Origin of the sequence: Aminobacter sp. BA135 (assembly GCF_050859125.1) — a bacterium.
GTDB classification, from domain to species: domain Bacteria; phylum Pseudomonadota; class Alphaproteobacteria; order Rhizobiales; family Rhizobiaceae; genus Aminobacter; species Aminobacter ciceronei.
This window is the reverse complement of the sequence record NZ_CP139573.1, coordinates 445,864-469,261: the sequence shown is the minus strand read 5'-3', so window position 1 is coordinate 469,261 and position 23,398 is coordinate 445,864. Positions and strand designations below refer to the sequence as shown.

At 58.9% G+C, this 23,398-nt stretch carries 24 protein-coding genes, 1 tRNA gene and 6 pseudogenes; 18 read left to right on the top strand and 13 right to left on the bottom strand.

Going from position 1 to position 23,398, the window contains the following annotated elements:
- Nucleotides 1–36: 36 nt before the first annotated feature.
- The 4 genes and pseudogenes from SLT36_RS30160 to SLT36_RS30145 all read right to left on the bottom strand — a co-directional run.
- A pseudogene (locus SLT36_RS30160) lies at nucleotides 37–690 on the bottom strand (TrbI/VirB10 family protein); the annotation flags it as partial.
- Nucleotides 609–1,010: a hypothetical protein gene (locus tag SLT36_RS30155; RefSeq protein WP_432288763.1), complete on the bottom strand. Its 402-nt coding sequence runs from the start codon at nucleotides 1,008–1,010 to the stop codon at nucleotides 609–611. The gene SLT36_RS30155 and the pseudogene SLT36_RS30160, both read right to left, overlap by 82 nt.
- Before the next feature lie 13 nt (nucleotides 1,011–1,023).
- Nucleotides 1,024–1,497, bottom strand: a pseudogene (locus tag SLT36_RS30150) (type IV secretory system conjugative DNA transfer family protein); the annotation flags it as partial.
- Nucleotides 1,442–1,609, bottom strand: a pseudogene (locus tag SLT36_RS30145) (lytic transglycosylase domain-containing protein); the annotation flags it as partial. The pseudogenes SLT36_RS30145 and SLT36_RS30150, both read right to left, overlap by 56 nt.
- A gap of 85 nt (nucleotides 1,610–1,694) precedes the next feature.
- Between SLT36_RS30145 and SLT36_RS30140 the strand changes: the two are divergent.
- Nucleotides 1,695–2,138 carry a hypothetical protein gene (locus SLT36_RS30140; protein ID WP_432288762.1) on the top strand — a complete coding sequence of 148 codons (444 nt, stop codon included), beginning with the start codon at nucleotides 1,695–1,697 and terminating at the stop codon, nucleotides 2,136–2,138.
- Between the two features lie 129 nt (nucleotides 2,139–2,267).
- On the opposite strand, the pseudogene SLT36_RS30135 reads toward SLT36_RS30140, so the two are convergent.
- Nucleotides 2,268–2,456: pseudogene (locus SLT36_RS30135) on the bottom strand (transposase); the annotation flags it as partial.
- Nucleotides 2,457–2,757: 301 nt separating this feature from the next.
- Here SLT36_RS30135 and SLT36_RS30130 point away from each other — a divergent pair.
- The 3 genes and pseudogenes from SLT36_RS30130 to SLT36_RS30120 form a co-directional block, all read left to right on the top strand.
- Nucleotides 2,758–3,222, top strand: coding sequence for a mobile mystery protein A (locus tag SLT36_RS30130; protein ID WP_432288760.1), 465 nt, complete (start codon nucleotides 2,758–2,760; stop codon nucleotides 3,220–3,222).
- Nucleotides 3,219–3,809 (top strand): mobile mystery protein B, encoded by a 591-nt coding sequence (locus SLT36_RS30125; RefSeq protein ID WP_432288758.1) that lies wholly within the window; start codon nucleotides 3,219–3,221, stop codon nucleotides 3,807–3,809. The genes SLT36_RS30130 and SLT36_RS30125 overlap by 4 nt, the downstream gene beginning before the upstream one ends.
- A 225-nt stretch (nucleotides 3,810–4,034) precedes the next feature.
- Nucleotides 4,035–4,316: pseudogene (locus tag SLT36_RS30120) on the top strand (DUF7338 family protein); the annotation flags it as partial.
- A 62-nt stretch (nucleotides 4,317–4,378) separates the two neighbouring features.
- On the opposite strand, the gene SLT36_RS30115 reads toward SLT36_RS30120, so the two are convergent.
- Together SLT36_RS30115 and SLT36_RS30110 are read right to left on the bottom strand one after the other, a co-directional pair.
- Nucleotides 4,379–4,684, bottom strand: a complete 306-nt coding sequence (locus SLT36_RS30115; RefSeq protein ID WP_432288756.1) for a hypothetical protein — start codon at nucleotides 4,682–4,684, stop codon at nucleotides 4,379–4,381.
- A 503-nt stretch (nucleotides 4,685–5,187) separates the two neighbouring features.
- Nucleotides 5,188–5,712, bottom strand: coding sequence for a hypothetical protein (locus SLT36_RS30110; protein WP_432288755.1), 525 nt, complete (start codon nucleotides 5,710–5,712; stop codon nucleotides 5,188–5,190).
- Between the two features lie 314 nt (nucleotides 5,713–6,026).
- On the opposite strand from SLT36_RS30110, the gene SLT36_RS30105 reads away from it, so the two are divergent.
- Together SLT36_RS30105 and SLT36_RS30100 are read left to right on the top strand one after the other, a co-directional pair.
- A complete protein-coding gene (locus SLT36_RS30105; RefSeq protein ID WP_432289219.1) occupies nucleotides 6,027–6,251 on the top strand; it encodes a transcriptional regulator in 225 nt (74 codons plus the stop codon).
- An 87-nt stretch (nucleotides 6,252–6,338) separates the two neighbouring features.
- Nucleotides 6,339–6,403: transfer RNA gene (locus SLT36_RS30100), tRNA-Arg, on the top strand.
- A 467-nt stretch (nucleotides 6,404–6,870) separates the two neighbouring features.
- Here SLT36_RS30100 and SLT36_RS30095 read toward each other — a convergent pair.
- Nucleotides 6,871–7,359, bottom strand: a complete 489-nt coding sequence (locus tag SLT36_RS30095) for a hypothetical protein (RefSeq protein WP_432288754.1) — start codon at nucleotides 7,357–7,359, stop codon at nucleotides 6,871–6,873.
- A gap of 266 nt (nucleotides 7,360–7,625) precedes the next feature.
- Here SLT36_RS30095 and SLT36_RS30090 point away from each other — a divergent pair, with 266 nt between their 5' ends.
- The 4 genes from SLT36_RS30090 to SLT36_RS30075 all read left to right on the top strand — a co-directional run bounded on the left by SLT36_RS30090 (nucleotide 7,626) and on the right by SLT36_RS30075 (nucleotide 8,990).
- The gene (locus tag SLT36_RS30090; protein WP_432288752.1) at nucleotides 7,626–8,198 is read left to right on the top strand and encodes a hypothetical protein; all 573 of its coding nucleotides are present in this window, start codon (nucleotides 7,626–7,628) and stop codon (nucleotides 8,196–8,198) included.
- A gap of 63 nt (nucleotides 8,199–8,261) precedes the next feature.
- Nucleotides 8,262–8,495 (top strand): hypothetical protein, encoded by a 234-nt coding sequence (locus tag SLT36_RS30085; RefSeq protein WP_432288751.1) that lies wholly within the window; start codon nucleotides 8,262–8,264, stop codon nucleotides 8,493–8,495.
- Nucleotides 8,398–8,652, top strand: a complete 255-nt coding sequence (locus SLT36_RS30080) for a hypothetical protein (RefSeq protein WP_432288749.1) — start codon at nucleotides 8,398–8,400, stop codon at nucleotides 8,650–8,652. Before SLT36_RS30085 ends, SLT36_RS30080 begins: the two co-directional genes overlap by 98 nt.
- Nucleotides 8,649–8,990 (top strand): DUF1515 family protein, encoded by a 342-nt coding sequence (locus SLT36_RS30075; protein WP_432288747.1) that lies wholly within the window; start codon nucleotides 8,649–8,651, stop codon nucleotides 8,988–8,990. Before SLT36_RS30080 ends, SLT36_RS30075 begins: the two co-directional genes overlap by 4 nt.
- On the opposite strand, the gene SLT36_RS30070 is transcribed toward SLT36_RS30075, so the two are convergent.
- The 5 genes from SLT36_RS30070 to SLT36_RS30050 form a co-directional block, all read right to left on the bottom strand.
- Entirely contained in the window at nucleotides 8,957–9,778 is an 822-nt protein-coding gene (locus tag SLT36_RS30070; RefSeq protein WP_432288745.1) for a sulfotransferase family 2 domain-containing protein, read from the bottom strand. The genes SLT36_RS30075 and SLT36_RS30070 overlap by 34 nt on opposite strands.
- Before the next feature lie 105 nt (nucleotides 9,779–9,883).
- Nucleotides 9,884–10,597, bottom strand: coding sequence for a class I SAM-dependent methyltransferase (locus SLT36_RS30065; RefSeq protein ID WP_432288743.1), 714 nt, complete (start codon nucleotides 10,595–10,597; stop codon nucleotides 9,884–9,886).
- A 54-nt stretch (nucleotides 10,598–10,651) separates the two neighbouring features.
- Nucleotides 10,652–11,827: a hypothetical protein gene (locus tag SLT36_RS30060; RefSeq protein WP_432288742.1), complete on the bottom strand. Its 1,176-nt coding sequence runs from the start codon at nucleotides 11,825–11,827 to the stop codon at nucleotides 10,652–10,654.
- A 5-nt stretch (nucleotides 11,828–11,832) separates the two neighbouring features.
- The gene (locus SLT36_RS30055) at nucleotides 11,833–14,739 is read right to left on the bottom strand and encodes a methyltransferase domain-containing protein (RefSeq protein ID WP_432288741.1); all 2,907 of its coding nucleotides are present in this window, start codon (nucleotides 14,737–14,739) and stop codon (nucleotides 11,833–11,835) included.
- Between the two features lie 88 nt (nucleotides 14,740–14,827).
- Nucleotides 14,828–15,481, bottom strand: a complete 654-nt coding sequence (locus SLT36_RS30050) for an FkbM family methyltransferase (RefSeq protein ID WP_432288739.1) — start codon at nucleotides 15,479–15,481, stop codon at nucleotides 14,828–14,830.
- Nucleotides 15,482–15,998: 517 nt separating this feature from the next.
- On the opposite strand from SLT36_RS30050, the gene SLT36_RS30045 reads away from it, so the two are divergent.
- The 8 genes and pseudogenes from SLT36_RS30045 to SLT36_RS30010 all read left to right on the top strand — a co-directional run bounded on the left by SLT36_RS30045 (nucleotide 15,999) and on the right by SLT36_RS30010 (nucleotide 23,397).
- Nucleotides 15,999–16,412, top strand: a complete 414-nt coding sequence (locus SLT36_RS30045) for a hypothetical protein (protein WP_432288737.1) — start codon at nucleotides 15,999–16,001, stop codon at nucleotides 16,410–16,412.
- 271 nt (nucleotides 16,413–16,683) lie between these two features.
- Nucleotides 16,684–16,872, top strand: a pseudogene (locus SLT36_RS30040) (helix-turn-helix domain-containing protein); the annotation flags it as partial.
- Nucleotides 16,873–17,390: 518 nt separating this feature from the next.
- Nucleotides 17,391–18,287, top strand: coding sequence for a class II glutamine amidotransferase (locus SLT36_RS30035; RefSeq protein ID WP_432288736.1), 897 nt, complete (start codon nucleotides 17,391–17,393; stop codon nucleotides 18,285–18,287).
- A 4-nt stretch (nucleotides 18,288–18,291) separates the two neighbouring features.
- Nucleotides 18,292–19,029 carry a GXGXG domain-containing protein gene (locus SLT36_RS30030; RefSeq protein WP_067967917.1) on the top strand — a complete coding sequence of 246 codons (738 nt, stop codon included), beginning with the start codon at nucleotides 18,292–18,294 and terminating at the stop codon, nucleotides 19,027–19,029.
- Nucleotides 19,030–19,037: 8 nt separating this feature from the next.
- Nucleotides 19,038–20,366: an FMN-binding glutamate synthase family protein gene (locus SLT36_RS30025; protein WP_182576238.1), complete on the top strand. Its 1,329-nt coding sequence runs from the start codon at nucleotides 19,038–19,040 to the stop codon at nucleotides 20,364–20,366.
- 27 nt (nucleotides 20,367–20,393) lie between these two features.
- The gene (glnT, locus tag SLT36_RS30020) at nucleotides 20,394–21,737 is read left to right on the top strand and encodes a type III glutamate--ammonia ligase (protein WP_067967923.1); all 1,344 of its coding nucleotides are present in this window, start codon (nucleotides 20,394–20,396) and stop codon (nucleotides 21,735–21,737) included.
- A gap of 81 nt (nucleotides 21,738–21,818) precedes the next feature.
- A complete protein-coding gene (locus tag SLT36_RS30015) occupies nucleotides 21,819–23,072 on the top strand; it encodes a sarcosine oxidase subunit beta family protein (protein WP_432288734.1) in 1,254 nt (417 codons plus the stop codon).
- Between the two features lie 16 nt (nucleotides 23,073–23,088).
- A complete protein-coding gene (locus tag SLT36_RS30010; RefSeq protein WP_067967931.1) occupies nucleotides 23,089–23,397 on the top strand; it encodes a sarcosine oxidase subunit delta in 309 nt (102 codons plus the stop codon).
- The last annotated feature ends 1 nt before the right edge of the window (nucleotide 23,398 follow it).

The following is a 23,398-nucleotide window of genomic DNA, read 5'->3' as shown; positions in this document are numbered from 1 at the left end:
CCTCGACGATTGGGCCAAGTTTCAGCTTGGTCATGGTCAACCTCCTGCCGGCTCGAACACAAGGTCGCGGGTGACGATGATCCTGACCGGGAAGCCCGGCCGGATGGTGAGCGTCGGCGCGACCTGCAACTGGCGCTGGACGATCTGCTGGCCGGCTTGATTGACCGTATCCTGCGCCCCATCTCGGATGGCTCGGATCAGCCGGTCCTCGTCGCTGGTCGCCAGCTCGGTTCCGACTGCGAGCAGGGTGGACAGCCCTGCGGCCGTCATCAGATCCCACCAATGATAATCGACGCCATCCTCAAGGCCGGCATAGCCGCTGGCGTCCGCGCCCGGCAGGCGCTCCAGAATGATGGAGCGGCCGCCCGGCAGGATCAGGCGGTTCCACACCAAGAGCACCCTGCGCTGGCCGAAGGTCACGCCGTCATCGTATTGGCCGATGATGCGGGTGCCCTGCGGGATCAGCAGCAGCGAGCCGGTCGGGCTGTCATAGACGTTCTCGGTCACTTGCGCTGTGATCTAGCCGGGCAGATCGGAACGGATGCCGGTGATGAGCGCGGCCGGGATCACGGCCCCAGCCTGAAGGATGTAAGGCGATGCCGGCGGCGTTACGCGATCCGGTGCAACTGTCTGCCGGTCCACCGGGCCGTTGAGAAACGCCCCGTGGCGATCCTGTGTCGCGGGCTGGCCGCGTCAACGTCCGGCTCGTCGTCCAGAAACTCGAACTCCTGTTCGGGCGATGGCGGCGGGGCGACGATTTCCTCTTGGCTTGGCAATTCCGGCTCGCGGCGGATGCCGGCATTGGCCGGATCGCCCTCGGCCCCGTCTGCTGCGGCCGGCGCGGAATGGCTTTCCGCCGCGACCACGCGGCCGGACCAGTCATCGGCGGATGGGCTGGGCGCCAGCGGAGCGGCGACCAGATCGGGCGGGATCAGGATGCGTTCCTGAAACCGCGCGTCCTCGAAATACCGGGCCTTGGTCGCGCGGATCGGCGGCGTGCCCGCCACCATCACGATTTCATCCGTGGGCGGTAGCGGATGCCGGCCATGTCAGCAGCGTCGGCACCACCAGCCCGACACCTTTGCCGCTGCGCGTCGGGGCGAAGCATAAGACATGCTCGGGACCGTCATGGCGAAGATACTCCCGTTCGTATCGGCCGAGCACGACGCCATCGGGGCCGAGCAAGCCGGCGCTGCGGATTTCCCTGTCCTCGGCCCATCGCGCCGATCCGTATGTGGCGACGTTGCGCGCTTCCCGCGCCCGGATGATCGACATGAAGATGGCGGCGGCGATGGCGAGGAAGCCGCTCGATACCGCGATGATGCCCCCCTCGACGAAGATCGGGGGCGCGTAGGCGTCGAAGGAAAACCACCACCAGAAGAAGGGGGGCGGATAATAGACCGGCAGGCCCGCCAGCTCGAACCATGGTGCTCCAAGCTGCGGCTGGAAGCGGGCGGCCCGTCGCGCGGTGCTCGTCGTAGCGGCCGGGGCCGGCATTGTAGGCCGCAAGCATCGCGCCGACATTGCCGTAGCGGTCGAACATCTCGCGCAGATAGGCCGTGCCTGCGAGGATGTTGTCGCGCGGGTCGTAGGGATCGCGGCCGAGGCCACCTGTTCGACATCACCGGGTGGTGCGTCGACATTCAGACTGGACTTTGAAAGAGCACGAGGTCGTCGTCTCTCACTGGCCAAACATGGATGAAATCAAAAAGCGGCTCCCACACCGGTCGCAGCATGCGATTGCGAGCTTCGCCAGCAAATGTAATCTCAGAAAGCAAATACACTTCTGGACGACGACGGAAGATGCGCTGCTTCGAAAACGCGTCCGGGAGAATGTTCCTCGCGAACAGATCGCCAAGGAACTCGGGCTGACGCTCAACCAGGTCAGCAACCGTATGCAGTACGCCAATATTCGTTATGGTCGCCGACCGCCGGCGAGCACAGGGCATTTGGTAATGGACGCCATCTTCCAGCGCGCTGCAGCCTTAAACATGTCACGGAGAGACCTGGACGAAATGTGCAAGTCAGGCGGCGCATTCGCGGGCTGGAGTCCAGCACGAGGTATTCACAATCGTCACCTATGGCGCGCCGTGAAAGAGTTGGATGGGCACTTCATCGTCGAATGGAGCGTCCTATGAGCGAATTCTTCCGGCGTCGTGTTGAGGCGACAATAGAGCACCTGATCGAGGTCTTGGACGAATTGGATGGTGACGCGGATCTAGAACCTGAGGCAGATGAAGAGCCTCATGACAGAGAAGCGGATTGCCGTTCTCATCCTCAAGCTGCTTCAGTCGCTTCATCTCCGTCGGCAGCAGCCCGTCATATTTCTTTTTCCAGTTGAAGTAGGTTGCCTGGCTGATCCCCGCCCGGCGGCAAATCTCCGCCACCGGAATGCCGTCCGCTCCCTGCTTCAGAATGAACGCCTTCTGTGCGTCCGAAAACTTCGATGCCTTCATCGCTCTCCGCTCCTCTCCCAACCGGGAAACTACAGCGGAAAACTCCAATCCTGAACGATCCAGTTTCCGGGGATCAGAGCACGACGTCGCGAACCCTTGCACGGACGGGGCGGATCGCAGCCGGGGGGCGTTGCGGGGTCTTGGCTCGGCCGCTAGGGGAAGGCTTCTACTCCAGCCCCGCCCGCATGCTGCTCATGTTAATATGAGCGGAATCTAGAAATCTGCCCATATATAGATGATCGTTGTGAATGGTTTTGCTCACATATATATGTTAGGAAAAGCCAGAAATGGACACATATATATGAGCGAAAAACAAGCTAAACTCGCCAGAAAGAACCTCGACAAGCGGCTTACTCCCCTGCGAGCCGAGCGCATTCTGACGCCTTCGCGCGGTTGGACGAGAGCGATTCGGGAGTCTCTGGGCATGACGACGCGCCAGCTCGCGGTGCGTATGGGCGTGTCTCCATCCCGTGTGCCCGCTATCGAAAAAGCAGAGGCCACGGGCGCGATCACCCTCAAGACCTTGCGCGAGACGGCCCAAGCGCTCGACTGTCAGCTCGTCTATGCCTTTGTTCCGACCAAGCCCCTCGACGACATTCTCTTCGATCAGGCCGAGCGCAAAGTGAGGAACGAACTGGTGCATCTCAATCATACGATGCGCCTCGAAAATCAGGCCGTGAACGCCGAAGACCTTGAGGGGCAAAAGCGCCGCATCGTCGCTGACTATCTCGCGCATTTCTCGCGCAAGCTGTGGGACAAGGAATGAGCGATCCGCTTTTCGAGGGTGACGATGACGGGAATACGCCGCTCGAAGCCGAGGAGCGCGAACAGCTCATTCCATCCTACATCACGACGCGCGACGAACTGAACGAAGCGGAACTCGCCAACATCGCGGACGCCGTGCGCTGGGTCGGGCGGCGAAAGCGGAAGGTGCTGGACCAGGGCTTTTTGAACGAGCTGCACAAACAGATGTATGGTGATGTCTGGAAGTGGGCGGGCACGTATCGCACGACGGCGCGCAACATCGGCATCGACGCCTATCGCATCCCGGTCGAATATTATCAGACGATCGACGACGCGAAAAACTGGATCGAACACTCCACGTTTCCGCCAGATGAGATCGCCGTCCGCTTCAGCCATCGGGTCGTTGCCATCCACCCCTATCCCAACGGGAACGGCCGCTTCTCGCGCATGATCGGCGATCTGCTCGCGATCGAACTTGGCCAGCCGCGCTTCACCTGGGGCCAGATCAATCTCGTCGATCCGTCTGCAACCCGAAAAGCGTATATCGCGGCGCTCAAGGCCGCCGATGCGGGCGACTACGCCCCCTTGCTCGCGTTCGCTCGCTCATGAAGCTCTCCGCGACGAGATCGCGGGGCGGTCCAGTTCGGAAGGCCGCGGCGCTCCTGCGCACGCGCCTGAAGCTATAGCTCGCTCCTTTCGGCGGCTAACTTGGCCTCAAGACGGGCGGCCTTCTCAGGTGTGTCGATATACTGGGACAGCATCGGCCGAGGGCCGGTGCCGAAGCCAGTGACTGTGCTCGAGCGCTTCAAGGTCGCGTATTAGTGGCTATGGCGCAACCCTGGCTACGGTTTTGACGCCTACATTCTCGGCTTCGACGCTGCCGGCGTGCAGATCGTGTCAGACAATGGCGTTGTCGACTTTGATCGAGGTCGCACTGTCTCACGCCTTGTGGTGATGCAGGCCGCTAATGGCCGCCAGTATTTCTCCTATCGTCGCGATCAGATGCTGCCGGGCAACCGCTTCGTCAAGATCTGGCTGGGCTGGCATTTGGCCGCGGTCGGTGGCCGCCGGCACATGATCAAGGTCATGTTCAACCCTTTTCGGAGTGTTTCCTGATGGACCGTAGCAAGTTCTACGCGGCTTGCGCGCGCGCTCGTCTGGCATGTTCGGAACGTCGCTCAGGGCAGGTCAACTGCGCTGCTGCTGCTCGGCTCGCCGTAAGCGAAAGCTGCAGGTGCCCAAGGGGGGCTCGGGGACAACCGGGAGAGGCACTCCGTCCAAGCGTTCGCATCTGACCGCCCCACCTGCGCGAACGACATTTCATCAAAAAAGCTTGTGACCTCAATCGCAGTAGTCAGGCAGACTTGCCTGCCGCGAAATACCGACCACGCAATCAGGCCGGCCCCGATCAGGGTTGCACCCCAAGCGATCAGCGTCGGCATCATCGGACTACCGAAGCAGCCATAGAGGCCGATGTCATCCATCTGGTAGCAGTGTCCTAGCCGGGCTTTCGTTGTCAAAGCTGTAGGTTCGCGTGAACATTCCGTTGAAGAACAGGAACACGCCACCAATCAGTATCAGCGACTTCATCTAACCCTCTCCGTCCCGTCTGCTACGGGCAGATTGAACGACTTCCTCATCAAAGGAAATCCCTAGGCCAGGAACTGTCTCGGCGGTGTGCATCTGTCCGGCGGCATACGGTCAGTAGCCGGCGAGCCAGAAGATCCCGCTGCCGCTCCAAACACCACAGCGATGTAAAACAGGTCAGTCCAACGCGGCCCTGGAACGTCGGTCGTAGCAACGTGGAGCGCGATGACCTGCATTCGGCGCCCTCTCCAAGCAGACGAGGATGCCGACTGTCGCGATGGCGGAAACGCCGGTCAAGGCTTTGGCGCCAACCCGCCTTGACCTTGACCGGCTCCGCCGTGAAGCCACATGCAATGAAGGCACCCGGCGAATTGTCCGGTAGGGCAGGGAGAGGCAAGCCTCACCGTCTACCGCCCGGGGAAAACGCATTCGGTGTCAGCTGGCGCCCGATCCGGGTCAGGTCCTCGCGCGCCGAGCGAATTTGTGGCCAGGGAAAGGCCGAACGATCTTCCCACTCCGCGCCGTTGCGCAACACCGCATCGAGCTTACCCACAACGCCTGCAAGCGAGACGGCGGGTGTCCGAGAAAGAGCGTCCAGCAGCGCCGCGACCCTTGCAAAGCCTGCCTGCTCAGCCCTCAGTCCCTCGAAATAGCCGATCTCCGTCGCAACCACCTCGAAATGTGCTTGTCTCGCGTCGAGTTCAGCTTCGGCCGTGGCGCGGATCTCCGCCATGTCGGTCCGCTCGCCGATAATCCGGTCCAGCGCCATCTTCGAGCAAACGATGGTCTCCTCGCCGCCAGGGACCCTCACAACCGTCCACAGCTCATCCACTCGCTCGGCAAGCGCAGCCTCGAGTTCCTGCAGCCGGTCACAGCGCCACATTGCTTGCGCATATGCAGCATTCCAATCGCGCCACACCGCCACCGCTGGCTCTGGTGCTGGAGCCGACACAATGTCTGTCGCCGCTGTCGCCCGGCCTGCGCATCCCCGCCAAAAGTCCACCCGCCGCTGACGACAAACAACCCGCCAAGCGCCAGCCGCCGCGTGACGCGCCGAAAACTCATGCTATGGTCGGAATCAGTCATGATCCGAGCTCCAACAGCTAGGTTGTGGTTAGGCCAGATGCGGTGCTGGAACACTGTGTCTGGCCGTTAATGCAAACAAAGGTACATCTTGTGGGGTATGGGCAACAAGAATCATCATAATATGGTGATTTTATGAACCCAGCGCAGTGCCGCATGGCTAGGGCCGCGCTGGAGTGGGGTGTGTTGGATTTGGCGCGAGAAGCGGCAGTGTCCACCCAGACGATCGTTCGCTTTGAACGAGGAGAGGTACTCAAGGAAGCGACTGTCGATCGTCTACGACGTGCTGCTTTCGAGACCGCTGGCATCGAGTTCATTCCGGCAAATGGTGGCGGCCTAGGCGTACGGCTGGCTCGAAACTCAGAACCGAAGAGCACGTAAAGCCCGGAGCGGGTTCCTATTTAGGCATTGCTCCGCGCCCACACTGCGACCATTTTCTCAACCCAGCTGTCATTTATAACGGTGGGCAGCCTATGTCTGGCTCTGCCCCCCGAAGGCAGAGGTCACAGGTTCGAATCCTGTCGGGATCGCCAGTCATCAGCCGCTGATTTCATTGCGCTTTTCACGGCTTCCCCGCACAGAATTCCTGGTGCGGGAATAGAACGTTCGCTGCTTGTTTCGCACGCATGGCTTTTTTGGCCTTCCCAGACGTAGGTTCCGGCCATCTTGGAACTCTTCCAACCATATATCGCCGAGAGCTGGAATTCGTGGCGCCGTACTCGGCTGCGAACGTCGCGCCAGTCGTTCGCAGCCCATGTGCCCGGCCAGGGACGCCTGCGTCTTTGCACTGCTCATCGAACCATGTGCCGAATGATCCTTTCACCAAAGGTCGGCCATGGGCAGTGACGAGGAGTGCAAGGTCGCCAGTCTCGGTTGCCGCAATGCTGGCGGCCAAAGGCGGGAGGGAAGGGATCACCACTTCGACATCGTTTTTTGATGCGCGGTAGGTGATCACGCCATTGCGGATATGCTGCCGTCCGAGTTTGACAGCGTCACCGCATCAGATGCAGAACGCCGTCACCTGCTTTTGCTTGACGAGAATCGTTAGGTCGTTGAGCACCGTCTCGCAGTCATGGCCGCCGTCGATATGCGCGTAGCGTATCGACTGATCGCCACACGCTTCGCGAATGTCCAGTTGGGTCAGTCCCAGGGTGTTGGCGCCGATAAGCGACAGATTGTCCGCGTTCCCCGAAATGCTCTCCACGTTGGCTCGCATCAGCGACATTGCGTTGGTGCGGTGGGGTTCGGTCAATGGGTTGGCGTCACTGTTCAAGAGTGCGTCAATGCCAACGACCGTAGAACGATGGCCTGCCAACGTATGCAGCAGGGCGAGATATCGAGCCTTGTGGACACCAATCTCGACAATAGCCCCCTCAAGTTTGGCTGCCTCCTGATGCTGCAGGATCCTGATGGTCAAATCCGCCGCTAGTGGACTTAGCCAGCCTTCGATTGCATCCAGACTTTCGATCAGTTTTGCCCTGTCAATCACAGTAACTCTCACCATCCTGATTGGGGTGGTGAGTTAGCCGCTCACACGCGCCTTTGGCAATCCCACATTGGAGCATCATATGGACAAGAACGTTCCACCTGGAGCGGCGCTGCTGTTCGACTTCATATATGAGACCGAGACCAGCAGGCGCTCGCCAGGCGAAGCTGGCCAAGCCGCTAACGCAGATGACGCTGGACGAGGTGATCCGGGCCCAGCCGAGTTGGACAAAGCGGTTCGGATCGTCAGCGGCCGGCGCGCTACAGTTCATGCGGAACACGCTGGACTTGCCCGGAACGCTGGAGGACCTGAGCGGTGAACTCGGCCTTTCGGGTGGAGAGATATTCTCGTCGAATTTGCAGGATCGGATGGCGTTCCATCTGCTCAAGCGCCGAGGCTATCAGCGTTTCATGTCTGGAAAGCTGTCGCGTACGGCGTTCGGCCGGGCCCTTGCGCAGGAGTGGGCATCGTTCCCGGTGCTGGGGCCGACCAAGGGCGCCAAGCGCAAGCTGAAGCGTGGCCAGTCGTTCTATGCCGGCGATGGGCTGAACAAGTCGCTGGTGAAGCCCGAGACGGTCGAGGCGCTGCTTGATCGGATGAAGAAGGCTGGAAATGTATCGCCGGCGTCGGCCGAAAGCGCCGCCGAGCCTGTGATCGTCGAGCCTGTCGTTGTCGAAAAGCCTGTGGTCGCGGATCCCGGCGAACTCGAGCAGCATCCGATGAAGAGCAAGACCGTCTGGCAATGGATCATCACCACCGTGATCGTGCCGCTGCTGGTGGTGTTCCAGGACTGGCGTGTGCAGCTGGCAATCGTCGTGATCATCGCTGCGTTTGCGGCCTAAGCGATCAAGCGCCGCGTCGACCTGTTCAAGGCCGTCAAAGGGCTCAAGGCGGAGTTGGGAGGATTGAGGGCCTATCTGCTTGCCGTCGCTGCTGTGGCTGTCATCGCGGCGCTGGGTTGGAGCCACACCGCGGCCTTTCGCTATGGCCGCTCGACCGAACAGGTGCGGTTCGCCGCCGAGATCACCAAGGAGAACGACAATGCGGGCAGGGCTGCCGAGAACTGGCGTGCTGAGTTTCGCCGTTGTGCTGATGCTGGCGGGGTGTTCGACTTCGAGCGAGGCACCTGTGACCGTTGACGGCCTGCGGGCTGTTGCCGGCACGTCGCTGATCGGCGCGCGGGGTAGAGAGCCGGCAGACCAGGCCGGCATCGACGAGACCGTGGCGGGCTTCTGTGCCGCCGGCGTGTGGACCAAAAGCGAATGCGCTCGCCACGGAAAGGAAAGCCGGTTGTGAGCGAGCAGAGCATAGATAGAGCGCTGGGCCGGATGGAGGGTGACCTTAAGGCTATTCTCGACCGGATGAAGATGGCCGATGAAAGCCGGGCGGCGGTTCATCGTCGCCTCGACGAGTTCAGCAACCGGCTCACCCATGTCGAAGCCGACCTGATCGTAGTCAAGCATAGCCAGGCGAACATGCAGGCAGTGACTGACGATGTTTTCAGCCTGCGCACACAAGCCCAAGGCGCTGGCACCGCTGGACTCTATTTGCTCAAGGTGGGGATTGCTATTGTAGGCGCGGCTGGGTGGCTGCTTAGCGCCTACACATGGCTGACCGGCCGACCGCCGCCATAGGAGGCTAGACGTCGGATTGACGATACAAAGTGCCGTCGCAGGCGCCAAAAACCTGGCCAGCGAGAGGGTTCCGGTGCCAGTAGATAGTCTTGGGCATAGGCCTCGCGGATCTTGCTCAGGATTGGAGCCGAAATCAGGTGATTTTTGCTCCCGGTCTTATTTATCACTTCACGGAAGTTTCGCCGCTGTATGTCGCCTATCTGATAAAATACCTCTTCCATACCATCCGCGTAATCCTCCATGTCGATAGCATGATTGTAATCTATCAGATTTGCCAAGAGCAGCGTGTTCTGAGACTGCCAATGCGCGTCTCTAAAGTTGTCGTCGGTATCGCACGAAAACTCGGCAAACTGGTCTAGCGTTATTTCGGACGGGTGTCCTAGATCATATTTTTGTTGAATTGCGAAGCGCGGGTTTGCGTAAGCATCCAAATCTAGATCAGCAATCTTGTTCATGTAGGCTGAGGCAATGCGATGTTCCGGCTTTCGGTAGACATAGAATCGCACGACGGATGGGGAAGTCAGTGCGAAAATCGCATCCTTCTTGGGTAGGTCCAGTAGAGAAATGCGGCCATCACCCTCGATGCGCTCATGGACGGTTGCTGGCCACGGCGCCCGCTTAGGCAATCCCTCGAACTCCCACAGATGCATCTTGGTTGCCGTGCACGCGCACTTTGGCGTGTCCATGTATACGTATTTGAGATCCGGAGAAACGAAGCTTCCTACGCGGAGCCTCCAATTTACGTACTCGGGAGCGTCATCAGAAAGTATGTATTCGGCAGATTGCATGTAGGCGTATTTGACACATTGGGTCGGAGCTTCCAAGGGTACAAGGGCGCAATTTCCGTGTCGGCGGTATCTCCAGTGATTGCAAATGCTGGGAGTTGATCGCCCCTATCGGGCTTGCGGAGTGACTGCTGCAGGAATAGCTGTCCATGCAGTGATTGCTATTGCGGAGGGAAAATCCACGGCATTTAGCGCCACATCGCTGAAGCCTGCTTTCAGCGGATATGTCCAGGCATCGCTGCCAAATTCCGTGTGCACCGCGTAGTCGTCTGCACCCGTTTCTGGGTTGCCATGGTAGCTCTTGGGCAACCCCTTGCGGTCCCGGGTAAGCCGACCAACAACAATAGGGACAGTGAAGCAGAGACGGCCGCTAGCGGTCAGAACTCGCCGGCACTCGCCCAGACCGGCGATCGGGTCAGAAACGTGCTCAAGTGTATCCGAGTGGATCACGAGGTCGAAGCGGCCAGACTGAAAGGGGAGATCCAGCATATCAACAAGAGGGTAGTCCCCGCGAGTGTAGCCCGGTAGTTTAGCCAACATTTCAGAAAGAGCGCTCGCGCCATTGAGATCTAATATCTGTAATTCGCGCGCCCAAGGTTCTTTGGCCAAGTCTCGGATCAGCATTTCGGTGGAGAGTGCAGATCTGATTGCGTTGGAAAGGGCAATAATTCGTAGGTTTGCCCCACAAGCACACAACATGCCCTGTTGACGATTAATGTACTGAACCTCATGGGGTAACAGGTCCCATTCTTCAATCAATTCGGGCCACAGTATCTCCCTTTCGTCAAAAGAACTGCCTCCGCACAAGGTACAGCTAACCATTCGTGAAATCATCCTGTAGGGCAGGGGTATGAGCGATTCGTCGGAGGGGCGACATCAAAACCCTGGCGAATGTCCGCGACTGTGGCAGTCGGCCGAGCGTAGATCGCAGAAAGTCGGCAATCTATTGTGGTCGCGAATGGCTTCAAACAGTTCAAATTTCTGATTGATGCCAAGTGCTCGCATGAACTCATAGTAGGTTCCGCTCTTTTCGTCGATTACTTCGAGATGATCGACGGAGACTCGGTCCACAACTCCGCACGTCCAACCTTTCGCACGAACTGCTTCGCTGCATCGCAAGTCGAGACCGAAGCCACTTACGGACCGAGAGAACAGTGGAGTGCACAGCCGCAGGGCGCGTTTGGAGAAGCCGAACATCATCACTTCGCACCCGGAAACGGGGCGCACGTCACCGTCCCGTTTTTCGAACAGGTCCGGCCAGACGCATTGTGAGCCGGTTGCGACGCTTGGCTGAAACATGTCAAGATTGTGTGTGGCGGCCGCATCAAATACAGGGTCTACATCGTCATGGTCGATGATCAGATCATCGTCCAGAAACAGGATCTGATCGTACCGTTCGAAGATTTCCGGATACTGATTTAGGACGTGATTGATGCCGGTAAACTTTGTTCCTGATTGTCTGATCTGGATTTCTCCAAACCTGAGGTCAATACAGGATAGAGTGTACCAATTGCACAATAGATCCCACTGCCGAGCCCCCTGCGGCTTGAACCATCTCGCCGGCTTGAACGATGTACCGGCCTGAATCCACACAAGGCGCTTTTTCTCGGTCGGCTCATTCCGCAAGATTTTCGCCGAGATCGCTGAGTGAACGGCATCCTGCGCTGCATGGAGGCGAGCGAGGTTTGTGGCAAGGCTTGGGTTTACCGACTTGCTTCGGCCTTCAACAAGAGCCAGGTACATTTCCACAATAGACGTCTGTGGGGTCGCTCTTAGAGCTCCCACGCTGTCTATGAATGGGGCTGGATCGAGCGGTGCTGAAGCGCCGCGGTGGAGAAAATGATCCAGAGCGCTGGGATGCTGAGTTGCGTCAGGGTTCTGCCATGTGTACCAGCGCGTGTAGAAGAAGGGGGAGGGGTTGAGCCCCGCTCCTTGTCCGCTCGTCTTAAAATGCTCATAGGCTTGAATCTGATCATCGAATGTAGTGTCAGATTCTTGGGCGTAATGAACAAGATCGATGAGTCGCGATGGATGAACTGCAAGAGGTGCCATGGCTGTTACTGTGGCTCGTGGTATTTCATTCGAGCTGCTTGGAACATGTTGCGCCCCAATATTGAGTAATAATTCTCAACAATCTCCGGCGATTCGTTGAAGTAATTTAGGAGTTCAATGGCAGGATTGGTATTCGGATCACCGAGCGCCATAATCCCCAATCCATGGCTATGGCTAAACTTAAAAGAAGCTGTGGCCGAAGCTCGCACCTCTTCAAACAGCTGCCAAACGCCGAAATCAGTTTGGTACTCGCTCGTGTCGTGGAACAGAATAATGCCGTTCGCGCTAACGCGTGATCTCCAGGTTTCGTAGTCTTCCTGCACTGCATCGTAAGTATGAAGACCGTCGATGTGTAGAAGGTCAATTGAGCCAGAATCAAACGCTTTTACCGCATCGCTGAAGTATGAGCGGATGAACTTTCCACTGTTTGGGAAGTTCGTCGAAAGGAGATACTTGAAATTCTCGAATGTGGATTCGTCGTAGTATCCCGCTTGGTGATCCCCCTCCCACAGATCAATCGCAATGGCTTCGCCATAGTTCCCATTGGATTTGTAGTGCTGACAGGCAGCGAAGAACGATGCGCCATTGTGGGTGCCGAGTTCGACGTAGCGTCGCGGCTTGGTCGCTTCCATTAGTGTGAACAGGAACGGCTTGTGCCCGCTCCAGGCTGTCGGAACGATTACCTCAAGGTCTGTTGGGGCCGAAAGCATCACACGCTGGATGCGAGCCGCTTTCCCGGCTTCATCAAGTCGATCTATTCGCTCGGGCAGCTGTGAGAAAGTTGACTTGCTCAATGACGTGACAAAGTCCGGGCGCTGCGAGGCGGGCTGCGGAAAGCATTCCGCCATGATGCGATCAATCGAGTCTAGATTGAAGGAGGGGGTAGCTGCACTTGAGGTCTTCGTTGCCCGCTCAGACTGGGCAAACTTGAGTTTGAACGACCGTCCCCTCGAGCTATTGCCGGCCTCCACTGATTCAATAATTGCGTCGACAGGATCTCCGTAACGCAGTGCGATTTCTCGCAGGAGTGGGGGCTGAGAGCTCAACTTGCTCGCCTTCAGGTTCAGGTCGCGCCAGTGGCTTCCTTGAGACTGGTCTCGATGAGCGATCGACTCGTAAGCCTTGGCGCCTTGGTCAATCTTGCGCCAAAAGGCCTCCTCCGAGACAATAGGCACATGGAATAAGCCAAATGCCCGTTGGCCGACGTAGGAGCGGCGGTTGCCAATTGATACACTGTGGTTGCCCTGCTCTATGGCTATGGTGCCGCCGGCAAGCTGGCGCAGGTTCAGAGCAATCTTGACGTAGTTTGAGACGGTATCTGAGATTTCAACTTCTGCCCCGTTGACTGAGCCGTTTGCCAAATTGCGAAGCGCGAGATTGTACCAATGACTGTGGATGACATCACAACTGGCTAGGGGCACCAGGGCTTGCCGAAATTCACGCGCAGAATTGAACGGAAGGAACTCGTCGAAGTCTAGGAAGAAAACCCAATCGCTGACGCCTTCTCGTGCAAGTGCGTTAGCGGCTGCCGACATATATTCAGATTGGTAGTACCCGGTGTCTTCGCCTTTCAGAACCGTAACTTTGGCGCCTGAGGTGCCATTGTAACTGCCGACAATTGCAGCCGTGTCGTCATCTGACAAATGATCGATTACAACTACGCGATCAAACAACGCGCAGAAATGGCGCATTGCGTCGTGTGCACGCTGCGTTTCGTTGCGCGCCATTGCCACCACTGTGATGTGCGGGTCAAATTTCTGACTTACTGACGGAAGGACTGTCGGCATAGGTGTGGTCGGAGGAGGCGAGTAAGACACCGCGTTCTGGGGATCGTTGTCTTCGTGCTGCTGGACGCTGAAGTGCGTGCGCCATGCCTTCTTTTCCTTCCCTTTCCGTTTCCGGATTGAGTTGGAGATGTTCCGAAAGAACTTGGAACGTAGCCACCATTTGTCCTGCGCCATCAAGTTTGCGTCGTCGGCCATTTGCCTCGCAGACGAAAGAAGGTCCAGGTATCGTTGGTTCATGATGGATCGCGCCTGACTCGCTTCTTCGAGTTGTTGTTTTAGATTCTCACCATTGGTTTGCGCTTTCGCAAGATCATGGCGGAGAGCGTCAAAGGAATCCTGCAGGGTCTTCTGTTGTGCGCGTAGCTCGCCCTCGGTCAAAGCTGCCTGGGCAAGTAGGAGCTCCGACCTCTCTGGCTGCAACTGGCTGTCAGGCATCTCGTAGACACTGTGGGCGAGGGGCGTGAGTTGGGCGTTGGACGCCACAATAATGTCGTACCGACTTTCTGGAAGATCCGCGTGTGTTGCGTCAGCTGTATAAACAAGGAATGGAGTGCGAGCGTTCGATGTGATGACCGAAGCTGCGGTCGTTTTCTGGCTATAGTGTGCTATGTTTGCAAAATTAGATCTGATCAAATCAATAAATTCGTCGGTATAAAGTTCTTTCTTGTGGAACTGGTTTTTGTAATGTGTTTTGTCTGAGTAAACAGCCTTGTTTGGGCTCGATATTATGAGGGTTCCGTTTGGACGGAGTACCCGAAGTAGTTCGGAGATCATCTTGTCGTGATCGTCGAGGTGCTCGATGGTCTCAAATGAGACAACGATATCAATTGAGTTGTCCTCGAGCGGGATCTCGGTCGCGGAGCCTTGCACGAATGAAAGGCCGGCATGCCGATACTTAAGCTGTGCATGCGAAACGGCCTCCGGATCTATATCAACTCCGATAACCGAGCGAGCACGTGCCATCAGCATGTGGCTGCCGTAGCCTTCGCCGCTCGCTATGTCCAATACATCTTTGTCGTCAGCAAGTTCCAACGCCAACTTGTACCGGTGAAGGTGCTCAAGAGCGATTACGCCGGAGAAAAACTCAGGAATGTAGCGCTCGCCGGTAGCTGAGAGAGGTTTCATATTGCAGGTACCAAGTTACAAGAGTGGAGGAGGCTCAATGGGCCTAATTGGCCGCTTTTGGCGCGCAGCTGTGGTTCAAAGCGCCAATTCAATACTCCCCGTGGATATCCCACCAACCATCTATCGGCTCGCTATTCGGTGGCCGAACGTTGGCGCAATAAAACGCGAACGCTTCATGTGCTGTGAGCCAGGGCCCTTCAATTTCTTCGCCAAATGGCCCTGAGGACGAGCGGCCGAAAGTCTCTTGCGCCTTCGGTTGGTTGACAAACTTGAAATGCCTGACCCCGGCGTTCTGCAAGGCTAACAAGCTCTGGAAGCCACCATCTTCGATCGATATGTATCTGGGCCGGATCGCGCATTTGCCAACGTCAGCCGCGACGATCTCATCGATTCCCTCAACATCAACCTTCATGAAGAATGGGATTCCGTGCCGCGCGAGCAGGTCGTGCACGGTAATGCAGTCGACCGTAATCGTGTCGAATTGTCCGAGCCGTTGACCGAGGTGGGGAACAAACGAACTCCATTCGTCGCAAGCTAGGTTGCGATAGAATGGCAAGCTGCCAGGGTTTTTGTAAATGCCAACATTCTCAATCGTGAGGCGACCGCTTGCGATATGATCAGACAACTCGGTAGCGCATTGTTGCGCCAACACAGGATTGGCTTCAACGGCAACAACCCGATAGCCCATTGAAAGGTATCGTTTTGTATCGACGCCGCGATGCATGCCAATGTCGAAAATCAAGTCGCTTTGCCTGTTGGGCTGTCCGGCGACGCGTTTGCGCAAGAACGACAAGATCGGCAACTTCGTTCGAGCTGAATGGGGAGGGAGTGTCAAAAGCGCCTCGATTGGTATTGTGGATCCACCGCATGAGTGATCTAGCAGATTCCATGCCTGTGTGAATGGTTTGTTGCAATGTATCCGGCCTAGCCTGCAATCAAAGGCATCACAAAGGCGGACTCGGTTCGCGTGATAGTGTTGAGCAGGTTGCGGTGTGCGCTGTTTGCAACCATATAAATCTCTGGTTTGCTGGTTGCTTCGCGGGCCAAAGGGCGCGCAGAGCGCAAAGTGCCCCCTTGCTTCCGTACGCTGCCTGGAATTGCAACCATGATGAGCACGCAAGTACTCATGCACCTGAAAACCGCGCTCGACTTGTCACGCGGCGCGCCGTAGCTCTGTTGAGTGCGCCGTCGCGCCGGTCGCCAGTCTTCTTGCCGGCTGCCCATCTGCTTTGTTCTACCGTGATTATTTACGACAGAGAATGCGCAATGCAGATCGCCAAGGCAAACAACATTCCTGTTCTTCTGAAACGGGATTTGATATAGCTAGAGCCCAATTTCGTTTTAGGGGAGACCTAGCGGTGCGATGGGAATTTAGAGCGTTCAGGGAGATTCGCGAAGGAACCGTCTTTAGCGTTTATGCTTTGCCTCAGGACAAGAGTTCGCCGCCGCCCGCCCTAACGATTGGGGATAGTGTTTGGATCGATAACGACGACCATCGCATTCCGGCCAAAGTACTGAAAGCGGATCAAAGCGAAATCCTGCTGGCGTCCGACGATCTGCAAACGCTTCACTTACTGCCGGCATCGAACAGCCACCGGCACTTCGGCCTGGTTGGGCCGGGTATGTATTCCGAAGACTGGCAAGTGGAGCAACTTCTTCCGCCCGCGCGTTGAAGAGTATTCAACCGCCAGCGAGCCCGGAATGTTGCCCAACTGCCGAAAGATGGGGGCTTCTTCGTTTGAACAGGACAGCTACGCGTTTGTTTGACCGTCAAGGGAAATCAAGAAATTGGTCGAATCGTGGGCGAAGCAGTCTGGGGTCGCCCGCCGGAGCTCGTGATGTGCTTCGGATCGAAGAGGTCCTAGACGAATCGCGAATTTCCGGCACGCCGCGCGACTACGAAGACGCGATCCTCCGGCCGTACCTTGTGCATTGGGGCGATATGGAGTGGAGTTCCTCTGCATGCTGGAAGGCGAGGTCGTTTACCGCTACAGGAACAATCTCTATCGCATGACGCTAGGCGAGGGCCTGTTCTTCGACGCCGACGCTCCGCATGGTCCGGAAGAGCTGACCCATTTGCCGATCAGGTATCTGTCGATCATTTCTTATCTGCCCGGCCGCGGTGGCGACTGAGGAGGCGAGGCAGGAGTGAGGTTTTTGTTCGCTCGCCCAATCTGACCACTTGCATCTAGTTTGTTGATCTGTCCTCCGAAGAGACCGCCGACCCATTTAAGTAGGTGCGGCAAACGCTTGGACCTGTTGGCTCGCATATGTGCTAGACATCATTAGCTGACGTGGCCGCACGATTTCGCCACTCGCAGTTGGCCAATGCTCTCTCGCCACCGCGTTGGTCAAGACTGGCGAGCTGGGGTTAGCCGCCAGCCGGATCTATGGCGCCGCTTACCGGTCATTCCGTATCGAGTTCTTTCAGAGCTGATCGAGCACGGGGTCGGAGCACATTGACGAACGCATTGGTTCTGCTTGCAGCAACGTTGACGCCCCGGCGGGGAGGGCTGCCCCTTGCGGCTTCAATGCCATTTGGCGCCGGCTCCGTTGTTTTTCTACAGGAATAAAAAATTCATCACAGTTGAATTGGCATCCGGAACCTGCTAGCTTTTGTCACAGGCAGCCAATCAGGTGAGGAAACCGGGATGTGCGGAATTGTAGGACTCTTTTTGAAGGACAAGTCGCTGGAGCCCCAATTGGGCGCATTGCTGTCCGAAATGCTTGTAACCATGACCGATCGTGGCCCCGATAGCGCCGGCATTGCCATCTACGGCGGCGGCACAAAAGGTCATGCCAAGGTCACCATCCAGTCAGCCAATCCGGACGTGGACTTCAAGGGTCTGGACGCCGAACTCGGCAAGAAGATCGGCGCCAAGGTTTCATCGACGATCAAGTCGACCCATGCCGTGCTCGACGTGCCGACCGAAAAGGTCGCCGAAGCCCGTGCAGCACTTGCCGAACTGCGCCCCAACGTCCGTGTCATGGGCGCCGGCGAAGCGATCGAAATCTACAAGGAAGTCGGCCTGCCGGTCGAAGTCGTGAAGCGCTTCGACGTCACCAAGATGAGCGGCAGCCATGGCATCGGGCACACCCGCATGGCCACCGAATCCGCCGTCACCACGCTCGGCGCGCATCCCTTCTCGACCGGCCCCGACCAGTGCCTGGTGCACAACGGCTCGCTGTCGAACCATAACAACCTGCGCCGCGAACTGATCCGCGACGGCATGCGCTTCGAGACGGAAAACGACACCGAAGTTGCCGCAGCGTACCTGTCCTCGAAGATCGCGCATGGCCAGAACCTCGGTGAGGCGCTGGAAAGCAGCCTGAACGACCTCGACGGCTTCTTCACCTTCGTGGTCGGAACCAAGAACGGCTTCGGCGTCGTCCGCGACCCGATCTCCTGCAAGCCTGCCGTCATGGCCGAAACCGACCAGTATGTCGCCTTCGGCTCCGAGTATCGCGCCCTCGCCAATCTGCCAGGCATCGAAGACGCCAAGGTCTGGGAGCCCGAGCCGTCCACCGTCTATTTCTGGGAGCACTGAGATTATGCATTCAACAAATCTTGCGACCGCGCCTCTGCACCAGGCCAACTACGCGCCGAAGACCTTCGATCTGTCCAAGATCACTTTGCGCGAGTTCAACCAGGCCCTCCACAATGTGAAGGATGCCGCCGGTGAATCGAACTGGGAGGTTCTCAACCCCAAGGGCAGCCACGCCGTTGCCGTCGGCGCCGAGCACGCGATCTCGATCGATGTGCAGGGGTCCGTTGGCTACTATTGCGGCGGCATGAACCAGAACAGCACGATCACCGTGCATGGTTCGGCCGGCCCCGGCGTCGGTGAAAACATGATGTCGGGCACGATCATCGTGAAGGGCGACGCCAGCCAGTACGCAGGCGCCACCGGCCGCGGCGGCCTGCTTGTCATCGAAGGCAACGCCTCGTCGCGCTGCGGCATCTCGATGAAGGGCATCAACATCGTTGTCCGTGGCAACATCGGCCACATGTCGGCCTTCATGGCGCAATCGGGCAACCTCGTCGTCCTCGGCGATGCCGGCGATGCGCTGGGCGACTCGATCTACGAAGCCCGCCTGTTCGTGCGCGGCTCGGTGAAGAGCCTCGGTGCCGACTGCATCAAGAAGGAGATGCGCCCCGAGCACATCGCCATCCTGAAGGACCTGCTTGATCGCGCCGGCATCACCGACGTCAAGCCGGAAGAGTTCTCGCGCTACGGTTCTGCGCGCACACTCTACAACTTCAACATCGACAACGCCGACGCTTACTGAGGAACACTATGAGCTATCACAATCCTCCGACGACGCCACGCAAGTCGGCCACGTTCGATGAATACGCGATGTCCGAAATCCGTCGCGCCGCAGCGACGGGCATTTACGATATCCGCGGCTCCGGCGCCAAGCGCAAGGTCCCGCATTTCGACGACCTGCTGTTCCTCGGCGCCTCGATCTCGCGCTATCCGCTCGAAGGCTACCGTGAAAAGTGCGACACGTCAGTCGTTCTGGGCACGCGTTTCGCCAAGAAGCCGATCGAGCTGAAGATCCCGATCACGGTTGCCGGCATGAGCTTCGGTTCGCTGTCGGGTCCGGCCAAGGAAGCGCTCGGCCGTGGCGCAACGCTCTCCGGCACCTCGACCACCACCGGCGACGGCGGCATGACCGAGGAAGAGCGCGGCCACTCCAAGCAGCTCGTCTACCAATACCTGCCGTCGCGCTACGGCATGAACCCGCGTGACCTGCGTCGCGCCGACGCCATCGAAATCGTTGTCGGCCAGGGCGCAAAGCCAGGCGGCGGCGGCATGCTCCTGGGTCAGAAGATTTCCGACCGCGTCGCCGAGATGCGCACGCTGCCCAAGGGCATTGACCAGCGCTCGGCCTGCCGCCACCCCGACTGGACCGGTCCGGACGATCTCGAGATCAAGATCCTCGAAATCCGCGAGATCACCGACTGGGAAAAGCCGATCTACGTCAAGGTCGGTGGCGCACGCCCCTATTATGACACGGCCCTCGCCGTGAAGGCCGGTGCCGACGTCGTCGTGCTCGACGGCATGCAGGGCGGCACGGCAGCAACCCAGGAAGTGTTCATCGAGCATGTCGGCCAGCCGACGCTTGCCTGTATCCGTCCGGCAGTGAAGGCGCTGCAGGATCTCGGCATGCACCGCAAGGTTCAGCTCATCGTCTCCGGTGGCATACGCAATGGTGCGGATGTGGCCAAAGCGCTGGCGCTCGGTGCCGATGCAGTATCGGTCGGTACGGCGGCACTTATCGCACTCGGCGACAACGACCCGCGTTGGGAGGATGAATACCAGAAGCTTGGCACCACCGCCGGTGCCTACGACGATTGGCACGAGGGCAAGGACCCGGCCGGCATCACCACGCAGGACGTCGAGCTGATGAAGCGCGTCGATCCGATCGCGGCTGGTCGCCGTCTGGCGAATTATCTGAAGGTCATGACGCTTGAGGCACAGACGATCGCCCGTGCCTGCGGCAAAAATCACCTGCACAATCTCGAGCCTGAAGATCTCTGCGCTCTTTCGATCGAAGCTGCCGCCATGGCTGGCGTGCCGCTTGCGGGGACAAGCTGGGTACCTGGTAAGGGTCCCTTTTAAAACCACAAGGATTGGGAGGAGCAATTCATGGGTACGGCCTTCGAAGCCAAAATCGATCAGTCAGAGGTGACCGATCTCAAAGAGTTCGCAAGGGCTCGCAACATCAGATACTTCATGGTCTCGTATACGGACCTGTTCGGCGGCCAGCGCGCCAAGCTGGTACCGGCCCAGGCCATTTCGGACATGCAGAAGGACGGAGCCGGCTTTGCCGGCTTCGCGACTTGGCTGGACCTGACGCCCGCGCACCCCGACATGCTTGCCGTGCCGGATCCGCTCTCGGTCATCCAGCTGCCCTGGCGGCCGGAAGTGGCCTGGCTCGCATCGGACTGCCTGATGGAAGGCAAGGGCGTTGCCCAGGCACCGCGCAACACGCTGAAGCGCCTTGTCGCCGAAGCCGCCAAGGAAGGCATGCGCGTCAAGACCGGCGTCGAGCCGGAATTCTTCCTGACGACGCCGGATGGCAACCAGATCGCCGACGAATACGATACGGCTGCGAAATCCTGCTACGACCAGCAGGCCGTGATGCGCCGTTTCGACGTCATCGCCGAAATCTGCGATGCCATGCTCGACCTCGGCTGGAAGCCCTACCAGAACGACCATGAGGACGCGAACGGCCAGTTCGAGATGAACTGGGAGTATGACGACGTTCTCCAGACCGCCGACAAGCACTCCTTCTTCAAGTTCATGGTTCGCTCGATCGCCGAAAAGCACGGCCTGCGCGCAACCTTCATGCCGAAGCCGTTCCAGGGCCTGACCGGCTCGGGCTGCCACGCCCACATCTCGGTGTGGGATCTTGCCGGCAAGTCCAACGCCTTCGCCGACAAGAACATGGAACTGGGCCTGTCGGAGAAGGGCCGCTACTTCCTCGGCGGCATCATGAAACACGCCTCCGCACTTGCCGCGATCTGCAATCCGACCGTCAACTCCTACAAGCGCATCAACGCACCGCGCACCGTCTCCGGTGCTACCTGGGCGCCGAACACGGTGACCTGGACCGGCAACAACCGCACCCACATGGTGCGTGTCCCCGGCCCGGGCCGCTTCGAACTGCGTCTGCCCGACGGCGCGGCCAATCCGTACCTGATGCAGGCGATCATCATCGCCGCCGGCCTCAGCGGGATTCGCACCAAGGCCGATCCCGGCCCGCGCAGCGATGTCGACATGTACCGCGAGGGCCACACCGTCACCCACGGTGCCAAGCTGCCGCTCAACCTGCTCGACGCGCTCCGCGCCTATGACGAAGACAGCGAGCTGAAGGCTGCGATGGGCGAGGAGTTCTCCGCCGCCTACATCAAGCTCAAGCACCAGGAGTGGAACTCCTACGCGTCGCACTTCACCCAGTGGGAACGCGACCACACGCTGGACGTCTGAGGCACCCAAACAGGCTGTGCCCGGTCGTGGAGACCGGGCGCAGGCCTCGGATACACCTCACATTTCGCCGGAACACATGCGATGAAATATTCGATCTTCTCACTCGCCAAGGCTGCTCTGTCAGGCCACAAGGGCTGGACCCGGGCGTGGCGCGATCCGGCACCCAAAAGCCACTACGACGTGATCATCATCGGCGGTGGCGGCCATGGACTGGCCACGGCGTATTTCCTCGCCAACGAATACGGCATCCGTAACGTTGCGGTGCTGGAAAAAGGCTGGATCGGTTCCGGCAATGCCGGCCGAAACACCACCATCATCCGCTCCAACTACGGACTTCCCGGCAATACCGGCTTCTACGAGATGTCGATGAAGCTGTGGGAACGCATGGAGCAGGATCTCAATTACAACGCGATGGTTTCCCAGCGCGGCATCATCAATCTGTATCACTCCGATGCCCAGCGCGATGCTTTCGCCCGCCGCGGCAACACCATGCGTATCAACGGCATCGACGCCGAACTGCTCGACGCGGTGCAGATCCGCAAGGAGCTGCCGTTCCTCAACTACGACAGCCCGCGCTTCCCGATCATGGGCGGCCTGATGCAGCGCCGCGGCGGCACCGCCCGCCATGACGCGGTCGTCTGGGGCTACGCCCGCGCCGCCGACCAGCGCGGCGTCGACATCATCCAGAACTGCGAAGTCACCGGCTTCGTGCGCGACCACAATGGCAAGATCACCGGCGTCGAGACGTCGCGCGGCAAGATCAGCGCCGGCAAGGTCGGCATGGCGGTCGCCGGCAACACCTCCCGCGTGGCCGCGATGGCCGGCATGAAGCTGCCGATCGAAAGCCACGTGCTGCAGGCCTTCGTCTCGGAAGCGATCAAGCCGCTTATCCCAGGTGTCGTCACCTTCGGCGCCGGCCACTTCTACATCAGCCAGTCCGACAAGGGCGGCCTTGTATTCGGCGGCGACCTCGACGGCTACAACTCCTACGCCCAGCGCGGCAACATGCCCGTCATCGAAGACGTTTGCGAAGGCGGCATGGCGGTCATGCCAATGATCGGCCGCGTCCGCATGCTGCGCCAGTGGGGCGGCATCATGGACATGTCGATGGACGGCACGCCGATCATCGACAAGACGCCGATCGATGGCCTCTACCTCAATGCCGGCTGGTGCTATGGCGGCTTCAAGGCGACGCCGGCTTCGGGGCTCGTCTTCGCCCACCTCTTGGCGCGCGACGAACCGCATCCGGAAGCCGCCCGCTTCCGGCTCGACCGGTTCCGCCGCGGCGCGATGATCGATGAAAAGGGCCAGGGCGCCCAACCCAACCTGCACTGAAAGCGAGACTGGCGGAATGCGTATTGCATGTCCTTTCTGCGGCGAACGCGAGAACGGCGAGTTCACCTATCTCGGCGACGCTTCGCCCAAGCGGCCCAACTTCGCAGTCGATAGCGGCGAAAGCCCCGAGGGTGTCGAGGACGCCTTCTACGACTACGTCTATCTGCGCGACAACGTCGCCGGCTACATGCGCGAATACTGGTACCACGGTGGTGGCTGTCGCTCGTGGCTGATCGCCGAGCGCAACACGGTGACGCATGAATTCAGGTCGGTGACCGCAGCCCCAGGCGTTGGCGCGGCCAAGCCGGTGCAGGCAGGAGAATAAA